Below are 15138 nucleotides of genomic sequence, written 5' to 3'. Positions count from 1 at the left end.
CGTGCCCGCGAGGACCTTGCGCTCCTCGCGGGACATCTCGTGCCGCCCGGCCGGGACGGCTGACGTGTGTGCCATGGGATCTCCAGTGTGGTCGGGGACGGTGTCGTCCTCGGCGGAACCGAACGCTTAATAACCGAACGTTCGGTAGTTCAAGAAGATCCTACGGAGGAAAGTGACGCCTGTCACTACGGATGCACTGCGATCGGACGCTGCGCCGGCATTGTGACGAAACCAGCCTTGCGGGGGGCCCGGGTGACCGGGCGCGGACCACCGGGGCCGTGGTGCCCGTGCCGTCCCGGTGCCCCTGCCACCCGGGCGGGATCCGCTCAGCCGAACAGCCGCTCCGAGGCCAGGCGCGCGCCGGCCGTGAGGGACTCCAGCTTGGCCCAGGCGATCTGCGGGTGCAGCCGTCCGCCCAGTCCGCAGTCGGTCGAGGCGACGACGTTCTCCCGGCCGACCACCGAGGCGAACTGCTCGATCCGGTCCGCGACGAGCTCGGGGTGCTCCACGACGTTGGTCGAGTGCGAGACCACCCCGGGAACGATCACCCGCCCCTCGGGCAGCGGGTGCTCCTTCCAGACCTTCCACTCGTGGGCGTGCCGGGCGGAGGCGCCCTCGAAGGTGTAGCCGCCGGCATTGATGGTCAGCATGAGGTCCACGAGGTGCTTGAGCTCGAGGTCCGTGGTGTGCGGGCCGTGCCAGGAGCCCCAGCACAGGTGGAAGCGCACCTGCTCCTCGGGGATCCCGCGCAGCGCGTGGTTGAGCGCCTCGACGCGCAGCCGCGTGAAGGCCAGGTAGTCCTCCACCGTGGGCTCCGGGTTGACCTGGTCCCAGGACTCCGCGATGGAGGGATCGTCGATCTGCACGATCAGCCCGGCCGCGGCGATCGCCAGGTACTCCTCCCGCATGGCGTCGGCGCACGCGTAGACGAGCTCCTCGTCGGTCCGGTAGTACTCGTTGGTCACGCGCGCGCAGGAGCCCGGGGACAGCGCCGCGACGAACCCCGTCTCCGCGCCCGTGGCGGCCATGGCGGCCTTGAGGTTGCGGACGTCGGAGGCCACCGCCTCCTGCCCGGTGTAGGTCAGCGGTCCGGTGATCTTCGGCTGCGTGGTCGAGGAGCGCCCGGTGAGGATGCCCGACGCCGGGTCCTCGTACGCCTCCCGGAACCGCTCCCGGTCCCGGCGATCCGGGAAGCTCGTGAGCACGACGTGCCCGGGCGAGGAGCGCCTGCGCTCCGTGGACGCCCACCGGTCCTCGTCCGTGGGCGTCAGCCCGCCGAGGCGCGAGAAGGAGTAGTTCCACCAGGCCCCGTAGTCGACGGCGCTGGACATCGTGTGCCCGTACTCGCCGTCGTTGACCACGTCCACGCCGGTCTCCCGCTGGCGCCGCACGACGTCCTCGACGCCCGTGGCGAGCTCGTCCGTGAGCTGCTCGAACGTGATCGCGCCCTCGGCGTGCTGCCGGTTGGCCTCCAGGAGGCGCGGGGTCCGGGGCAGGGAGCCCACATGGGTGGTCTGCACGCGATCGGTGTTCTGCAGGGTCATGGAGGTGCTCCTCGGGGGTGGCTGACGGGGGTGGGTGCGGGCGGGGCGCTCAGGCCCAGAGCCGGCGCGAGGCGAGCTCGGCGCCGCGGGCGAGCGTCTCGAGCTTCGCCCACGCGATCTGCGGGTGCACCCGCCCGCCCAGGCCGCAGTCGGTCGAGGCGATGACGCTCTCGCGCCCCACGAGCTTGGCGTAGCGCTCGATCCGGTCGGCGACGAGCTCGGGGTGCTCCACGACGTTGGTGGCGTGCGAGACCACGCCGGGCAGGATCAGCTTGCCCTCGGGCAGGGCGTGGTCCTCCCAGACCTTCCACTCGTGCTCGTGCCGGGCGTTGGCGCCCTCGAAGGAGTAGGCGCCCGCGTCGATCGACAGCAGCAGGTCCACCAGGTGCTTGAACTCGAGGTCCGTGGTGTGCGGGCCGTGCCAGGAGCCCCAGCACAGGTGGAAGCGGATCCGCTCCTGCGGCAGACCGCGGAGGGCGTGGTTGAGGGCCTCCACGCGGAGCTGGATGAAGCGCCGGTAGTCCTCGACGGCCGGCTCAGGGTTGATCTGGTCCCAGGACTCGGCGATGGAGGGGTCGTCGATCTGCAGCACCAGGCCGGCGTCGAGGATCGCGGTGTACTCCTCACGGAGCACGTCCGCCCACGTGTAGAGGAACTCCTCCTCGCTCGCGTAGTGGTGGTTGCCGATCCGTGCGGCCGAGCCGGGGGACAGGGCGGCGACGAAGCCCTCGGCCGCCCCCGTCTCCCGCAGCGCGGCGGTGAGGTTGGCGACGTCGGAGGACACCGCGTCCCGGCCGGTGTAGCTGATCGGCCCGGTCGCCGCCGGGAACACGGGCGGCGGCAGGTCGGGGTCGGCCAGGTGGATGCCGGAGGAGGGGTCCGTGTAGGCGTCGTGGAAGGCGGCGAGGTCCCGCCGGTCCAGGAAGCTCGTGAGCACCACGTTGCCGGGGGTCGAGCGCTTCGGGACGTGGACGTCGTTGTCGTCGACGATCTCGAGCCCGCCCGTGCGGTCGAAGGAGTAGGTCCACCACGCGCCGTAGTCCACCGAGTGGGTCATCGCGTGGCCGTACTCGCCGTCGTTGACCACGTCGATGCCGGCCTCGCGCTGGCGGCGCACGACGTCCACGACGGCGTCCCGCAGCAGGCGGTCGAACTCCTCGGCCCCGGCCGCGCCCGGGACACGGGCCTCGTTGGCCTCCAGCAGCTCCGGTGTCCGGGGGAGGGACCCGGCGTGGGACGTGAGGATGCGGTCGGCACTGTGCAGCATGGGGCGCTGTCCTTTCCATCGGTCCTGGCGGTAGCACCGGGGCGGAGGCGCGGGGGCCGTCCGTGCGGGTTGCTGCGGCGTCGTCGAGCCAGGTCTCTCGGCCGCTCTGGATGGTGACGACCCCATCCAATCCCACGGCCCGGATGTTGCGCCATTCGGGACCCGCGTGACGGGCATGACGCCGTGTGACGCGCGGGTCCCTGCTCGCCGTCGTGCTCCGGATCACATACCGTGACGGTGACCGGTGCCCCGGACCCTGTGGGCGCGGCGGACGGAAGGAAGGATCTCCATGTTCCAGGACAACGGCCTCGAGGGCCGCACCGCGCTGGTGACCGGTGGAGCGAGCGGCATCGGACTGGCCGCGGCCCGCGCCCTGGCGGGCGCCGGGGCGCACGTGGTCGTGGCCGACGTCGACGAGGCCGGCGCGCAGCGGGTCGCCGACGAGCTCGGCGGGCGGGCGTGGGCCGTCGACCTGCTCGACACCGCGGCGCTGGCCGGACTGAGCCTGGAGGCGGACGTGCTCGTGAACAACGCCGGCATCCAGAAGGTGTCCCCGATCCAGGACTTCGACCCCGCCGACTTCCACCGGATCCTCGTGCTCATGCTCGAGAGCCCGTTCCTGCTGGTGCGCGCGGCCCTGCCGCACATGTACGAGCGGGGCTGGGGGCGGGTCGTGAACATCTCGTCCGTGCACGGGCTGCGGGCCTCCCCCTACAAGAGCGCCTACGTCGCGGCCAAGCACGGCCTCGAGGGGCTGTCCAAGACCGTGGCCCTGGAGGGGGCGGCGCACGGGGTGACCAGCAACTGCGTCAACCCCGGCTACGTGCGCACCCCGCTGGTCGAGAAGCAGGTCGCCGACCAGGCCAGGGTGCACGGGATCCCCGAGTCCGAGGTCGTGGAGCGGATCATGCTCGGCGAGACGCCGGTGAAGAAGCTCGTGGACCCCGAGGACGTCGGCAGCCTCGTGGCGTGGCTGGCCGGACCGCACGCCTCCATGGTCACCGGCGCGTCCTACACGATGGACGGGGGCTGGACGGCGCGCTGAGCGGACCGCGGACCGTTCAGCGGTGGCCCAGCTCCCGGGAGAGCCGGTGGGCCTCCGTGAGCAGGGCCCGCCCCAGGAGGCCGCGGCGCTCCCCGGCGAAGCGCGGCTCGATCCCCGTGAGGCTCAGGGCGTAGACCGGCGCGCCGGTCGCGTCGAAGACCGCCGCGGCCATGCCCCAGCTGCCCTCCACGATCAGCCCCGGGTTCACCGCGAAGCCCTCCCGCCGCACGTCCTCCAGCAGCTCGCGGATCCGCTCGGAGGTGTGCAGCGGGCCCCACTCGGCGCGGACCGCGGTCGTGGCGGCGAGGATCCGCTCCACCTCCGCGTCCGGCAGGTGGGCCAGGACCACCAGACCGGCCGAGGCCACCCCCAGCGGCAGCCGCAGGCCCTCGTACAGCACGTGGGAGCGGATCGGGAACGCCCCCTCCACCCGCGCCAGGCACACCGTCTCGGTTCCCCGGCGGGCCGAGAGGAACGCGCTCTCCCCCGTGGCCTCGGCGAGCCGGCGCAGCGACGGCCCGGCCAGCTCCCGGATCGGGTAGCGGTGGGCCGCGACCGCGCCCAGCACGTAGAGCTCCGGGCCGAGCTGCCACGCCGTGCTGCCGGCCGGGCGGTCCACCAGTCCCTCCTCGGCCAGCCCCGTCAGGAGGCGGTGCACGGTGGGGCGCGTCAGCCCGGTCGCCGCCGCGAGCTCCGCCACGGTGCTGCCCTGCTCCCGCCCCGCGACGGCGCGCAGCAGCTGCGCGACGCGGTGGACCACCTGGGTGCCCGAGCCGGCCCCGACCTTCTCCGTCATGGACTCCACTATATGGACATTCGGGGACCTGATGGCCGGATGCTGAGGAAAGTCCGCGGGATCCCGGCCCACCGGTTGACCGGTATGTGGGGTGTTCCTAGATTGAGTCCTGGGTCACAGTTCACCGACAGGAAGGGACAAGGGTGTCCAAGGTCATCGACAACGCCGCCGAGCTGCTCGCGGAGCACCTGCGGGACGGCATGACGCTCGCCGTCGGCGGGTTCGGGCTCAGCGGGATCCCGCGGGACCTCATCGAGGCGGTCCGCGACTCCGGGGTCACCGGTCTCACGGTGGTCTCCAACAACATGGGCGTGGACGGCAAGGGCCTCGGGGTGCTGCTGGAGAACCACCAGGTCACGAAGGTGCTCGCCTCCTACGTGGGCGAGAACAAGCTCTTCGCCCAGCAGTACCTGGACGGCGAGCTCGAGGTCGAGTTCAACCCGCAGGGCACGCTCGCCGAGCGGCTCCGGGCCGGCGGCGCGGGCATCCCCGCCTTCTACACGAGGACCGGGGTCGGCACCCTCGTGGCCGAGGGCAAGCCGCACGCCGAGTTCGACGGCGAGACCTACGTGCAGGAGCGCGGCATCGTGGCCGACATCGCTCTGGTGCACGCCCACACCGGTGACACCGACGGGAACCTCGTCTACCGCTACACCGCGCGCAACTTCAACCCGATCGTCGCCACCGCCGGGAAGCTCACCGTCGCCGAGGTCGAGCACCTCGTGCCGGTCGGCGAGATCCACCCCGACCACATCGTGACCCCCGGCGTCTACGTCCAGCACGTCGTGCCGTACAGCGGCGCGCCCAAGGACATCGAGCAGCGCACCGTCCGCCCCCGCCCCGCCACGGCCGGGCAGCCCTCCCACCAGAACGGAGACCACGCATGAGCTGGACCCGCGACGAGATGGCGGCGATCGCCGCCGTGGAGCTCTCCGACGGCGACTACGTCAACCTCGGCATCGGCATCCCCACCCTGGTGGCCAACAACCTGCCCGAGGGCGTGAACGTGGTGCTGCAGTCGGAGAACGGCGTGCTCGGCATGGGCCCGTTCCCCTACGAGGGGGAGGAGGACCCGGACCTGATCAACGCCGGCAAGCAGACCATCACGCTGCTGCCCGGGGCCTCGATCTTCGACTCCGCCACGTCCTTCGGGATGATCCGCGGCGGCCACGTCAAGATCGCGATCCTGGGGGCCATGCAGGTCTCCGGCTCGGGCGACCTCGCCAACTGGATGATCCCCGGCAAGATGGTCAAGGGCATGGGCGGGGCCATGGACCTCGTCGCGGGCACCCCGCGCGTCGTCGTGCTGACCGAGCACGTGACCAAGGACGGCTCCGCCAAGATCAAGACCGAGTGCGACCTTCCGCTCACCGGTGTGGGCGTGGTCGACCGCATCGTCACGGACCTGTGCGTCTTCGACGTCGAGGACGGCGGGCTCGTGCTGCGCAGCCTCGCCCCCGGCGTCACCGAGGACGAGGTCCGCGCGAAGACCGAGGCGTCCTTCCGCACCGAGCTGCAGGACGTCACCCCCGAGAGCGTCCCCACCGAGACCGCTCCGACCGAGACCGTGTCCGCCGCACCAGGTGCTGCCGAGGAGAACCGATGAACACCCCGAACGACGTCGTCATCCTGTCCGGCGCCCGCACGCCCCAGGGCAAGATCCTGGGGCAGCTGGCGTCCCTCACCGCGGCCGAGCTGGGCGCCCACGCCATCACGTGCGCGCTCGAACGCGCCGGCCTCACCCCCGACCAGGTCGACTACGTGATCATGGGCCACGTCCTGCAGGCCGGGGCCGGCCAGAACCCCGCCCGCCAGGCGGCGGTCACCGCCGGCATCCCGCTCGGGGTGCCCGCCGAGACCGTCAACAAGGTGTGCCTCTCCGGGCTCGTGGCCATCACCAACGCCGCCCGGATGATCCGGGCCGGCGAGGCCGAGATCGTCGTGGCCGGCGGCCAGGAGTCCATGACCAACGCCCCGCACCTCGCCGCGGGGGTGCGGCAGGGCAAGAGCTACGGCGACCTGAAGCTCGAGGACGCCGTGGCCAAGGACGGTCTCGTGGACGTCGCCGCCTGCGTGTCCATGGGCTCGCTCACCGAGTCCGGCAACGGCGAGCGGTCCATCTCCCGCGCGGAGCAGGACGAGGTCGCGGCCCAGAGCCACCGGCGCGCGGCCCGCGCCACCGCCGACGGCGTCTTCCGCGAGGAGATCGCCCCGGTGACGATCCCGCAGCGCAAGGGCGACCCGCTCGTGGTCGACGCCGACCAGGGCATCCGGCCGGACGCCACGGCCGAGTCCATGGGGAGCCTGCGGCCGGCGTTCGCCAAGGACGGCACCATCACCGCCGGCAACTCCTCGCCGCTGTCCGACGGGGCGGCGGCCGTGGTGCTGACCAGCCGGGGATACGCCGAGCGCCACGGGCTGGAGCACCTCGCCGTCGTCGGCGCCCCCGGCCAGGTCGCCGGACCCGACACGTCCCTGCACTCCCAGCCGTCCCGGGCCATCGAGGCCGCCGTCGAGAAGGCCGGCTGGACCGTGCAGGACCTCGACTTCATCGAGATCAACGAGGCGTTCGCCTCCGTGCTGATCCAGTCCCTGCGGGACCTCGACTACCCGCTGGAGCAGGCCAACATCCACGGCGGCGCGGTGGCCCTCGGCCACCCGATCGGGGCCTCCGGGGCGCGCCTGGCCCTGCACGCGGCGCTCGAGCTCTCCCGCCGCGGCTCCGGCAAGGCCGCGGTCTCCCTCTGCGGCGGCGGCGGCCAGGGCGAGGCGCTGCTGCTCTACCGCGACTGACCCCGTCCGGCCCCCGCGACCCACCCGCCCCGCCCCCACCGCGAGACACCACGCCCGCCCCCGGTGACCACGAGCACCCGTGGTCACCGGGGGCCGGCGTGGATCCTCGCGCGCCCCCCACCGCAGGAGATCCCGTCATGAGCACCGACATCCGTGAGCCCGCGATCGCCCGGGCCATGCGGCCCGTCAACTCGGTCGTCGAGAAGTACATCCCGTCCGCGCTGAACTTCGCGATCCTGCTGAGCGTCGCCGTGGGCGTCATGGCGCTGCTGCTCACGGACGCCGGGCCCGCCGACGTGCTGCGCGGCTGGGGCGAGGGGCTCGCCGGGCTGCTCGCCTTCATGACCCAGATGGCGCTGATCCTGCTGCTGGGCCACGCCCTCGCCAACACCCGGCCGGTGCGCCGGCTGCTCGGCGGCCTCGCCCGGGTGCCCCGCACGGCGCTGCAGGCCTACGTGTTCGTCTTCCTCGTGGCGGCGCTCGCCTCCCTGATCACCTGGGGGCTCGGCCTCGTCGTCGGCGCCCTGCTCGCCCGCGACGTCGCCGCCGAGGGGGACCGCCGCGGCCTGGAGCTGAGCTTTCCGATGCTGGTGGCCTCCGGGTTCTCCGGCTTCGTGGTCTGGCACATGGGCTACTCCGGGTCCGGGCCGCTCACCGCGGCCACCCCGGGCTCCTTCATCGAGGAGCAGATCGGGCGCACCGTGCCCATCACGGAGACCACCTTCTCCGCCTGGAACATCACCGCCGCCGTGGTCACGATCGTGCTCGTCGCCCTGGCCCTGTGGCTCGTCGCCCCGCGGGCCGTGGACCCCGCCCACCGGATGACCGCCGCCGCCCTCGCCGCGTCGGAGCAGACGGTCGGCGAGGACGAGGTCGCCACTCCCGCCGACCGGCTCGACGCCAGCCGGGTCCCCACCCTGGTCGTCGGGCTGGCGCTCGCCGGCTACCTGGTGCTGCACTTCGCCGAGGGCGGCACCGTGACGCTCGACATCGTGAACTGGATGTTCCTGGCCCTGATCTTCCTGATCGCCCGCAACGCCTTCGAGGTCATGGCCCTGATCAAGAACGCCGCCGCCAACGTCGGGGACATCCTCCTGCAGTTCCCGCTCTACGCCGGGATCATGGGCATGATGGCGGCGACCGGGCTGATCCAGGTGCTCTCCGACTCGATCGTGGCCGTCGCCTCGCCCCAGACGCTGGGGCTGCTCGCGTTCCTGTCGGCGGGCATCGTCAACTTCTTCGTCCCCTCGGGCGGCGGCCAGGTCGCGATCCAGGCCCCGATCCTGCTCGACGCGGGCGCCCGGCTGGACGTGGACCCGGCCGTGATGATCATGGCCATCTCCTACGGCGACCAGTGGACCAACATGATCCAGCCGTTCTGGGCCCTGCCGCTGCTGGCCATCGCCGGGCTGAAGATCCGCGACATCCTCGGCTACACCACCGTGGTGCTCGTGGTCTCCGGCCTGGTCTTCGGCACGACCCTGCTGCTCGTCGGCGCGGGCTGAGCCCGGCTCAGCGGACGCGCCGGAGCAGGGCGCGGCCGGCGGCGAGGGCGGCGCCGCCGGCCAGGACCCAGGGCCCGGCCACGAGGAGCGGGTCCAGCCACTGGTGGGAGAGGTCGGTGCGCTGGTGCCCGGTGCGGGAGGAGAGCCCGTGGCGGGTGAACTCGGCGCGCACCCCGGTCTCGGTGACCGGGTTGTCCGGGCGCAGGGTGGCGAAGGAGGCCAGGTGGCTCTCCCAGGCGTCGATGCGGTCGGCGGCGAGCAGGATCAGCCAGTGCGCGGCCCGGCCTTCGCTGTAGCGGCGGTAGGCGTGCCGGCGCAGCACCCCGGAGAAGCCCTTGGGCGGGCAGGAGGTGCCGAAGACCGGGGGCAGCCCGGCGTGCTCGAGCGAGCGTTCCCGCGGCCAGCGTTCGGGCTGGCGCTCGGGGAACTCCCAGTGCGCCCCGGTGGCGGCCCGGTCGTAGCGCAGCCTCGGCACCGCGGGGCGGTCGGCCGGGTCCAGGTCCGCCCCCCAGCCGGGGATGCGGGCCCGCAGCGCCTCCCGGTCCACCCGCCGGTCCGGCTCCCCGGGCAGATAGGCGGCGTGGGCGGAGACGTCGCCGGGGGTGTCGGGGATGGGCGTCATGGCTTCCTCCTCGGTGGGCCGGTGGGCCGGTGGGCCGGTGGCTCGGGTCGGGGTGGGGTGCCGGGGCTCAGGAGGCCCCGGGCACCACCAGGGTCTTGATGCACCCGTCGAGCTTGGCCGAGAACATGTGGTAGCCCTCGGCGATGTGCTCCAGCGGGATGCGGTGGGTGACGATGTCGCTGGGGGTGAGGTAGCCGTTGCGGATGTGCTCGAACAGCCGCGGCCACTGCCGCTTCACCGGGCACTGGTTCATCCGCAGGGTCAGGCCCTTGTTCATCGCGTCGCCGAACTTCACCGCGCTGAACATCGGCCCGTAGGCGCCCATCACCGACACCGTCCCGCCCTTGCGCACCGCGTCGATCGCCCAGTTCAGCGCGATCGGGGACCCGCCCTGCAGCTTGAGCTTGGCCGCGGTGACGTGCTGGGTGAAGTTGCCGTCCGCCTCGGCCCCCACCGCGTCGATCACCACGTCCGCGCCCAGGTAGTCGGTGCTGCGCTTGAGCTCCACCACCACGTCGTCGTGCTCGGCGAAGTTGACCGTCTCGGCCTGGGCGAACTGGCGCGCCTTGGCCAGCCGGTAGTCCAGGTGGTCGACCACGATCACCCGGCCCGCGCCCATCAGCCACGCCGACTTCGCCGCGAACAACCCCACCGGCCCGGCCCCGAGGACCACCACGGTCTCGCCCTCGGCGATGTCGCCCAGCTGCGCCCCGAAGTAGCCGGTGGCCAGGGCGTCGGTGCACAGCACCGCGTCCTCCTCGTCCATCCACTCCGGGATCACCGCCGGCCCCACATCGGCGAAGGGCACCCGCACGAACTCGGCCTGCCCGCCGTCGTAGCCCCCGCAGGTGTGGGAGTAGCCGTAGATCCCGCCCACCGCGGTGGCATTGGGGTTCACATTGTGGCAGTTGGAGTACAGGCCCCGGGCGCAGAACCAGCAGGACCCGCAGAACACGTTGAACGGCACCATCACCCGGTCCCCGGGCACCAGGCGCTCCACCGAGGAGCCCACCTCGTGGACCACCCCGACGAACTCGTGGCCGAAGGTCATCCCCACCCGGGTGTCGGGCATCATCCCGTGGTAGAGGTGCAGATCCGACCCGCAGATCGCCGCCCGCGTCACCCGCACGATCGCGTCATTGGGATGCTCGATCCCCGGAACGTCCTTCTCCTCCACCCGCACCTTGTACGGCCCGCGGTACACCATTGCTCGCATCCGGCCCACCTCGATCAGTAAGCACACTGTTGATGGAGGCCAGCGTTGCACCGTCCCCCGGCGCGGTCAACCCCCTGTGCGGGACGGGGCCCGGGGGCTCAGCCCGCGCCGGCGGAGCTCGCCATGTCGCCCCGGTCCCGGTCCGCCCCGCCCACGGCTGCGGCGAGGTCGCCGCTGGAGGGCACGCGCGGGTGGAAGCGGCGGTCGAGCAGCGTGTTGGCCGCCCAGGCCAGCAGGTCGCGCTGCCGGACCGGCAGGTCCAGGCAGCCGTGCCGGTAGCCCTCGACCTCGAGCTCCCCGGCGGTCCCGCCGAGGGCGAGGTAGCGCACCCAGAGCCGGCGGCCGCCGATGCGCGCGTCCTCGAGCGTCCGGTGCAGCCGGGCAGCCTGTTCCCGGCCCAGGGTGTCGTCCATCGTCGTCCTTCCGTGCATCGGGGCGGGGGAGGCGGTGCCACGGCGGCGGCCGGCTCCCACTCCCACGGTAGGAAGGCGCTTCCCGGCGGGGCCACGGTTTTCACAGAGGCACAGCATTGTGTCCGTGTGTGGTGGCGCGTCCCCGTGTCCGGCCCTGCTGTCCGGCCCTGCTGTCCCGTCGCGATGTCCTGCGGGCCCCGGCCTTCCGGCGCCCGGTTCAGGGGGCGACGACCGCGCCGTAGAGCTCCTCGAAGCGGGCGCGGACCGCGGCGTAGTGCCCGGCCCGCTCCGGCACGGGCGCGCGCCCCGGGCCGTAGGGCGGACGGGCCCGCTCGACTTCCGGGGCCAGGGTCTCGAGGGCGAGCAGGGCCGTGCCGCGCAGCGTGGCGCGCTTGAACTCGGCCCGGGCCACGGGCTTGCCGAGGGTGTCGGCGAGGATCTGCATCAGCCCCGGCACGTCCTGGGACGCGCTGCCCGAGGCCACCACGCGCTGCACGCCGCCGGCGACGTCCTCGAGCTGGTCGGCCACGCGCGCGTAGGAGACCGCCACGCCCTCCAGCACGCCGCGCGCCAGGTCGGCGCCGGTGGCCGCGGCGGTGACGTCGGCCAGCACCGCCCGGGCGCCGCCGGCCCAGCCGGTCGAGCGCTCGCCCGTGAAGAAGGGCAGCACCACCGGGGTGCCCTCGGCGACCTCCGCCTCGGCGACGTCCTGCAGCGTGGCGCCCTCCGGCAGCCGCACCGTGCTCCCGAGCCAGCCGATCGCCCGTCCGACGTCGTTGAGGGCCCCGCCCAACAGGCAGCGCCGGGCGTCGACGCGGTAGCACCACAGCCCGCCGGGGACCCGCTCCGGGATCGCGTGCAGCAGCACGCGCGCGGCCCCCGAGGTGGCGGCGGAGACCACCAGGGTCGAGGCGTCGGCCCCGCCCGAGCCCAGGTTGGCGCTCAGCCCGTCGGCCACGGGCGCGAACCAGTGCGCGCCCTGGAGGGCGGGCCAGCGCCGGGCCGCGGAGTCCGCGACGTCCGGGATCGGCTCGTGCGGGTCGAGCACGGGGCTGAGCTGCCCGGGGGCCAGGCCGCAGGAGAGCAGCAGCTGCTCGTCCCACCGGCCCGTGCGCCGGTCCAGCAGGCCGGTCCACGCCGCCGTCGCGGTCCCGGCGTACGCGCTGCCGAGCAGGCGCAGGTGCACGTACTCGCCGAGGGACATCCACCGCCGTGCCCGCGCCCACGTCCGCGGGTCCGTCTCGCGGATCCAGCGCAGACGCGGGGCGAGGTACGAGGTGTGCAGGCGGGTGCCGGTGCGCTGGAGGACCGAGGACTCGTCGAGCTCCGCGCGCAGCGCCGCCAGCTGCTCCGCGCACCGGGAGTCCGCGTAGGTGAAGCAGGGGGTCAGCGCCCCGTCGTCGTCGCCGACCCCCACGAGCGAGGACGCGAAGGTGTCCAGGGCGACCCCGGCCACCCGGCCGGCCAGCGCCGGGTCGGCCAGGACGAGGTCGAGGATCGCCGCCAGCTCCTCGGTGACCTGGTCGGGGTCGATCACGGAGGTGCCGTCGGCCCCGGTGCTGAACTCGTGCTCGATCTTGTGCCGGTAGCCGCGCACCGGGGTCCCGGTGGCGTCGTGCAGACCGCCCCGGCTGCCCGTGGAGCCGACGTCGAGCGCCATCACCAGCGGGTCGACCGCCTCCGCCAGGCCCACGGAGAAGGAGGCGTTGTCGTCCGGCCGCGGGGGCGTGGCGTGCTGGCTCATGGGGGGAGTCCTCCTTCGGGTCGTGTCGTGCCCCAGTGTAGGAGCGCCCCGGGTGACCACATGGTGAGACAGCAGTCCGGGAAGCGGGACGACGGCGCGGCGGCGCGTATTCTGGGCGCCGGACCTCCGGCGGCCGCCCCGGTCGCGCCGGCTCTCGGCCGGTGCGCCGGGAGTCCGCCCCGCCGGCCCCCTCGTCCCAGGACCCGACCAAGGAGACGCAGCCGCGCCATGCCCCACCTCCGCTCCCGCACCTCGACCCACGGCCGGAACATGGCCGGCGCCCGCGCCCTGTGGCGGGCCACCGGCATGGGCGACGACGACTTCGGGAAGCCGATCGTCGCGATCGCCAACTCCTACACGCAGTTCGTGCCGGGCCACGTGCACCTCAAGGACATGGGCGACCTCGTGGCCTCCGCGATCCGGGAGGCGGGGGGCGTGGCCAAGGAGTTCAACACCATCGCGGTCGACGACGGCATCGCGATGGGCCACGACGGCATGCTCTACTCCCTGCCCTCTCGCGACATCATCGCGGACTCCGTGGAGTACATGGTCAACGCCCACCGGGCCGACGCCCTGGTGTGCATCTCCAACTGCGACAAGATCACCCCGGGCATGCTGCTGGCCGCGCTGCGGCTGAACATCCCGGTGGTCTTCGTCTCCGGCGGGCCCATGGAGTCCGGCGAGGCCGTCGAGGGCGTCGTGGAGCACCGCCTGGACCTCGTGGACGCCATGTCCATGGCCGTCGACGAGTCCGTCACCGACGAGCAGCTGGGCCAGATCGAGCGCAACGCCTGCCCCACCTGCGGGTCCTGCTCGGGCATGTTCACCGCCAACTCCATGAACTGCCTCACCGAGGCACTGGGACTGTCCCTGCCCGGCAACGGCACCACGCTGGCCACCCAGGTGGCCCGCAAGGAGCTGTTCCTCGAGGCCGGCCGCCGGGTGGTGGACCTGTGCTGCCGCTACTACGAGCAGGACGACGAGTCCGTGCTGCCGCGCAACATCGCCACGAAGGCCGCCTTCGAGAACGCCATGGCCCTGGACATCGCCATGGGCGGGTCCACCAACACGATCCTGCACATCCTCGCCGCCGCCCAGGAGGGCGAGATCGACTTCACCCTCCCGGACATCGACGCCCTGTCCCGCCGGGTGCCCTGCCTGTGCAAGGTCGCCCCGAACTCCACCCGGTTCCACATCGAGCACGTCCACCGCGCCGGCGGGATCCCCGCGATCCTCGGCGAGCTGCGCCGTGCGGGCCTGCTCAACGAGGACGTGCACACCGTGCACGCCCCGGACCTGGCCACGTGGCTCGACGAGTGGGACATCCGCAGCGGCCGCTCCTCGGAGCGCGCCCGGAAGCTCTTCCACGCCGCCCCCGGCGGCGTGCGCACCACCCAGGCCTTCTCCACCGCCAACGAGTTCGAGTCCCTGGACACCGACGCCGCCGACGGCTGCATCCGCTCCGTGGAGCACGCCTACACGGCGGACGGCGGCCTGGCGATCCTCTACGGCAACATCGCCGAGGACGGGGCGGTGATCAAGACCGCCGGCATCGACGAGGAGCTCTTCCACTTCGTCGGCAAGGCCTTCGTGGTGGAGTCCCAGGACGAGGCCGTGTTCGAGATCCTCTCCAAGAACGTGCAGCCCGGCGACATCGTGGTCATCACCCACGAGGGCCCCAAGGGCGGGCCCGGGATGCAGGAGATGCTCTACCCCACCTCCTACCTCAAGGGCCTCGGCCTGGGCCGGGAGTGCGCGCTGATCACCGACGGCCGCTTCTCCGGAGGCACCTCCGGGATCTCCATCGGGCACATCTCCCCGGAGGCCGCCGCCGGCGGCGCCGTGGGGCTCATCGAGACCGGCGACGAGATCGAGATCGACGTCGCGCAGCGGGTGCTGCGGGTCAACGTCGACGACGCGACGCTCGCCGCCCGGCGCCAGGCCAGGGGCCCGGCCCCCTGGTATCCCACCAAGCCGCGGGAGCGGCAGGTCTCCAAGGCCCTGCGCGCATACGCCTCCATGGTCACCTCCGCGGACAAGGGCGCGGTGCGCGTGATCTGATCCCCCGTCCACCCACTCCCCGAGGGTGCGGGGGTCGAGACGCTCGTCACTTCCACTAGAGTGTGCCGGTGGCACGCCCAACAGGGCGCTCCTGTCGTTCACGCGGCCCCGCAGACCCACGTCCGGGGCCGC

At 72.9% G+C, this 15138-nt stretch carries 13 protein-coding genes and 1 riboswitch; of the genes, 6 read left to right on the top strand and 7 right to left on the bottom strand.

Annotated elements, in window-relative coordinates; all coding sequences use genetic code 11:
- Nucleotides 1-326: 326 nt before the first annotated feature.
- Both GMA12_RS15870 and GMA12_RS15865 read right to left on the bottom strand, forming a co-directional pair.
- On the bottom strand, nucleotides 327-1544 hold the full coding sequence (locus GMA12_RS15870) for a cobalamin-independent methionine synthase II family protein (RefSeq protein ID WP_156270474.1): 1218 nt from the start codon (nucleotides 1542-1544) through the stop codon (nucleotides 327-329).
- Nucleotides 1545-1593: 49 nt separating this feature from the next.
- A complete protein-coding gene (locus GMA12_RS15865) occupies nucleotides 1594-2811 on the bottom strand; it encodes a cobalamin-independent methionine synthase II family protein (RefSeq protein WP_156270473.1) in 1218 nt (405 codons plus the stop codon).
- 12 nt (nucleotides 2812-2823) lie between these two features.
- A riboswitch (SAM riboswitch) is annotated at nucleotides 2824-2928 on the bottom strand.
- A 172-nt stretch (nucleotides 2929-3100) separates the two neighbouring features.
- On the opposite strand from GMA12_RS15865, the gene GMA12_RS15860 reads away from it, so the two are divergent.
- Nucleotides 3101-3856, top strand: a complete 756-nt coding sequence (locus GMA12_RS15860; RefSeq protein WP_156270472.1) for a 3-hydroxybutyrate dehydrogenase — start codon at nucleotides 3101-3103, stop codon at nucleotides 3854-3856.
- Between the two features lie 16 nt (nucleotides 3857-3872).
- On the opposite strand, the gene GMA12_RS15855 is transcribed toward GMA12_RS15860, so the two are convergent.
- Nucleotides 3873-4652 carry an IclR family transcriptional regulator gene (locus GMA12_RS15855; protein ID WP_156270471.1) on the bottom strand — a complete coding sequence of 260 codons (780 nt, stop codon included), beginning with the start codon at nucleotides 4650-4652 and terminating at the stop codon, nucleotides 3873-3875.
- A 143-nt stretch (nucleotides 4653-4795) separates the two neighbouring features.
- On the opposite strand from GMA12_RS15855, the gene GMA12_RS15850 reads away from it, so the two are divergent.
- From GMA12_RS15850 to GMA12_RS15835, 4 genes are all read left to right on the top strand, one after another.
- Nucleotides 4796-5539 (top strand): CoA transferase subunit A, encoded by a 744-nt coding sequence (locus GMA12_RS15850; protein WP_162459956.1) that lies wholly within the window; start codon nucleotides 4796-4798, stop codon nucleotides 5537-5539.
- Nucleotides 5536-6258 (top strand): CoA transferase subunit B, encoded by a 723-nt coding sequence (locus tag GMA12_RS15845; RefSeq protein ID WP_156270470.1) that lies wholly within the window; start codon nucleotides 5536-5538, stop codon nucleotides 6256-6258. The genes GMA12_RS15850 and GMA12_RS15845 overlap by 4 nt, the downstream gene beginning before the upstream one ends.
- Nucleotides 6255-7445 carry an acetyl-CoA C-acetyltransferase gene (locus GMA12_RS15840; protein ID WP_156270469.1) on the top strand — a complete coding sequence of 397 codons (1191 nt, stop codon included), beginning with the start codon at nucleotides 6255-6257 and terminating at the stop codon, nucleotides 7443-7445. The genes GMA12_RS15845 and GMA12_RS15840 overlap by 4 nt, the downstream gene beginning before the upstream one ends.
- A gap of 137 nt (nucleotides 7446-7582) precedes the next feature.
- Nucleotides 7583-8950 carry a short-chain fatty acid transporter gene (locus GMA12_RS15835; RefSeq protein WP_156270468.1) on the top strand — a complete coding sequence of 456 codons (1368 nt, stop codon included), beginning with the start codon at nucleotides 7583-7585 and terminating at the stop codon, nucleotides 8948-8950.
- Nucleotides 8951-8957: 7 nt separating this feature from the next.
- On the opposite strand, the gene GMA12_RS15830 is transcribed toward GMA12_RS15835, so the two are convergent.
- The 4 genes from GMA12_RS15830 to GMA12_RS15815 all read right to left on the bottom strand — a co-directional run bounded on the left by GMA12_RS15830 (nucleotide 8958) and on the right by GMA12_RS15815 (nucleotide 12945).
- Nucleotides 8958-9572, bottom strand: coding sequence for a hypothetical protein (locus GMA12_RS15830; RefSeq protein WP_240898887.1), 615 nt, complete (start codon nucleotides 9570-9572; stop codon nucleotides 8958-8960).
- 67 nt (nucleotides 9573-9639) lie between these two features.
- Nucleotides 9640-10788, bottom strand: coding sequence for a zinc-dependent alcohol dehydrogenase (locus GMA12_RS15825; RefSeq protein WP_156270467.1), 1149 nt, complete (start codon nucleotides 10786-10788; stop codon nucleotides 9640-9642).
- Nucleotides 10789-10886: 98 nt separating this feature from the next.
- On the bottom strand, nucleotides 10887-11201 hold the full coding sequence (locus tag GMA12_RS15820) for a hypothetical protein (RefSeq protein WP_156270466.1): 315 nt from the start codon (nucleotides 11199-11201) through the stop codon (nucleotides 10887-10889).
- A gap of 217 nt (nucleotides 11202-11418) precedes the next feature.
- Nucleotides 11419-12945: a gluconokinase gene (locus GMA12_RS15815; RefSeq protein ID WP_156270465.1), complete on the bottom strand. Its 1527-nt coding sequence runs from the start codon at nucleotides 12943-12945 to the stop codon at nucleotides 11419-11421.
- Between the two features lie 228 nt (nucleotides 12946-13173).
- Between GMA12_RS15815 and ilvD the strand changes: the two genes are divergently transcribed.
- On the top strand, nucleotides 13174-15006 hold the full coding sequence (gene ilvD / locus GMA12_RS15810) for a dihydroxy-acid dehydratase (RefSeq protein WP_156270464.1): 1833 nt from the start codon (nucleotides 13174-13176) through the stop codon (nucleotides 15004-15006).
- Nucleotides 15007-15138 lie beyond the last annotated feature (132 nt).

It is taken from the genome of Kocuria sediminis (assembly GCF_009735315.1).
Classification (GTDB): Bacteria; Actinomycetota; Actinomycetes; order Actinomycetales; family Micrococcaceae; genus Kocuria; species Kocuria turfanensis.
Note: the sequence above shows the minus strand (reverse complement) of the source record. Positions and strands in the feature narration are given on the sequence as shown.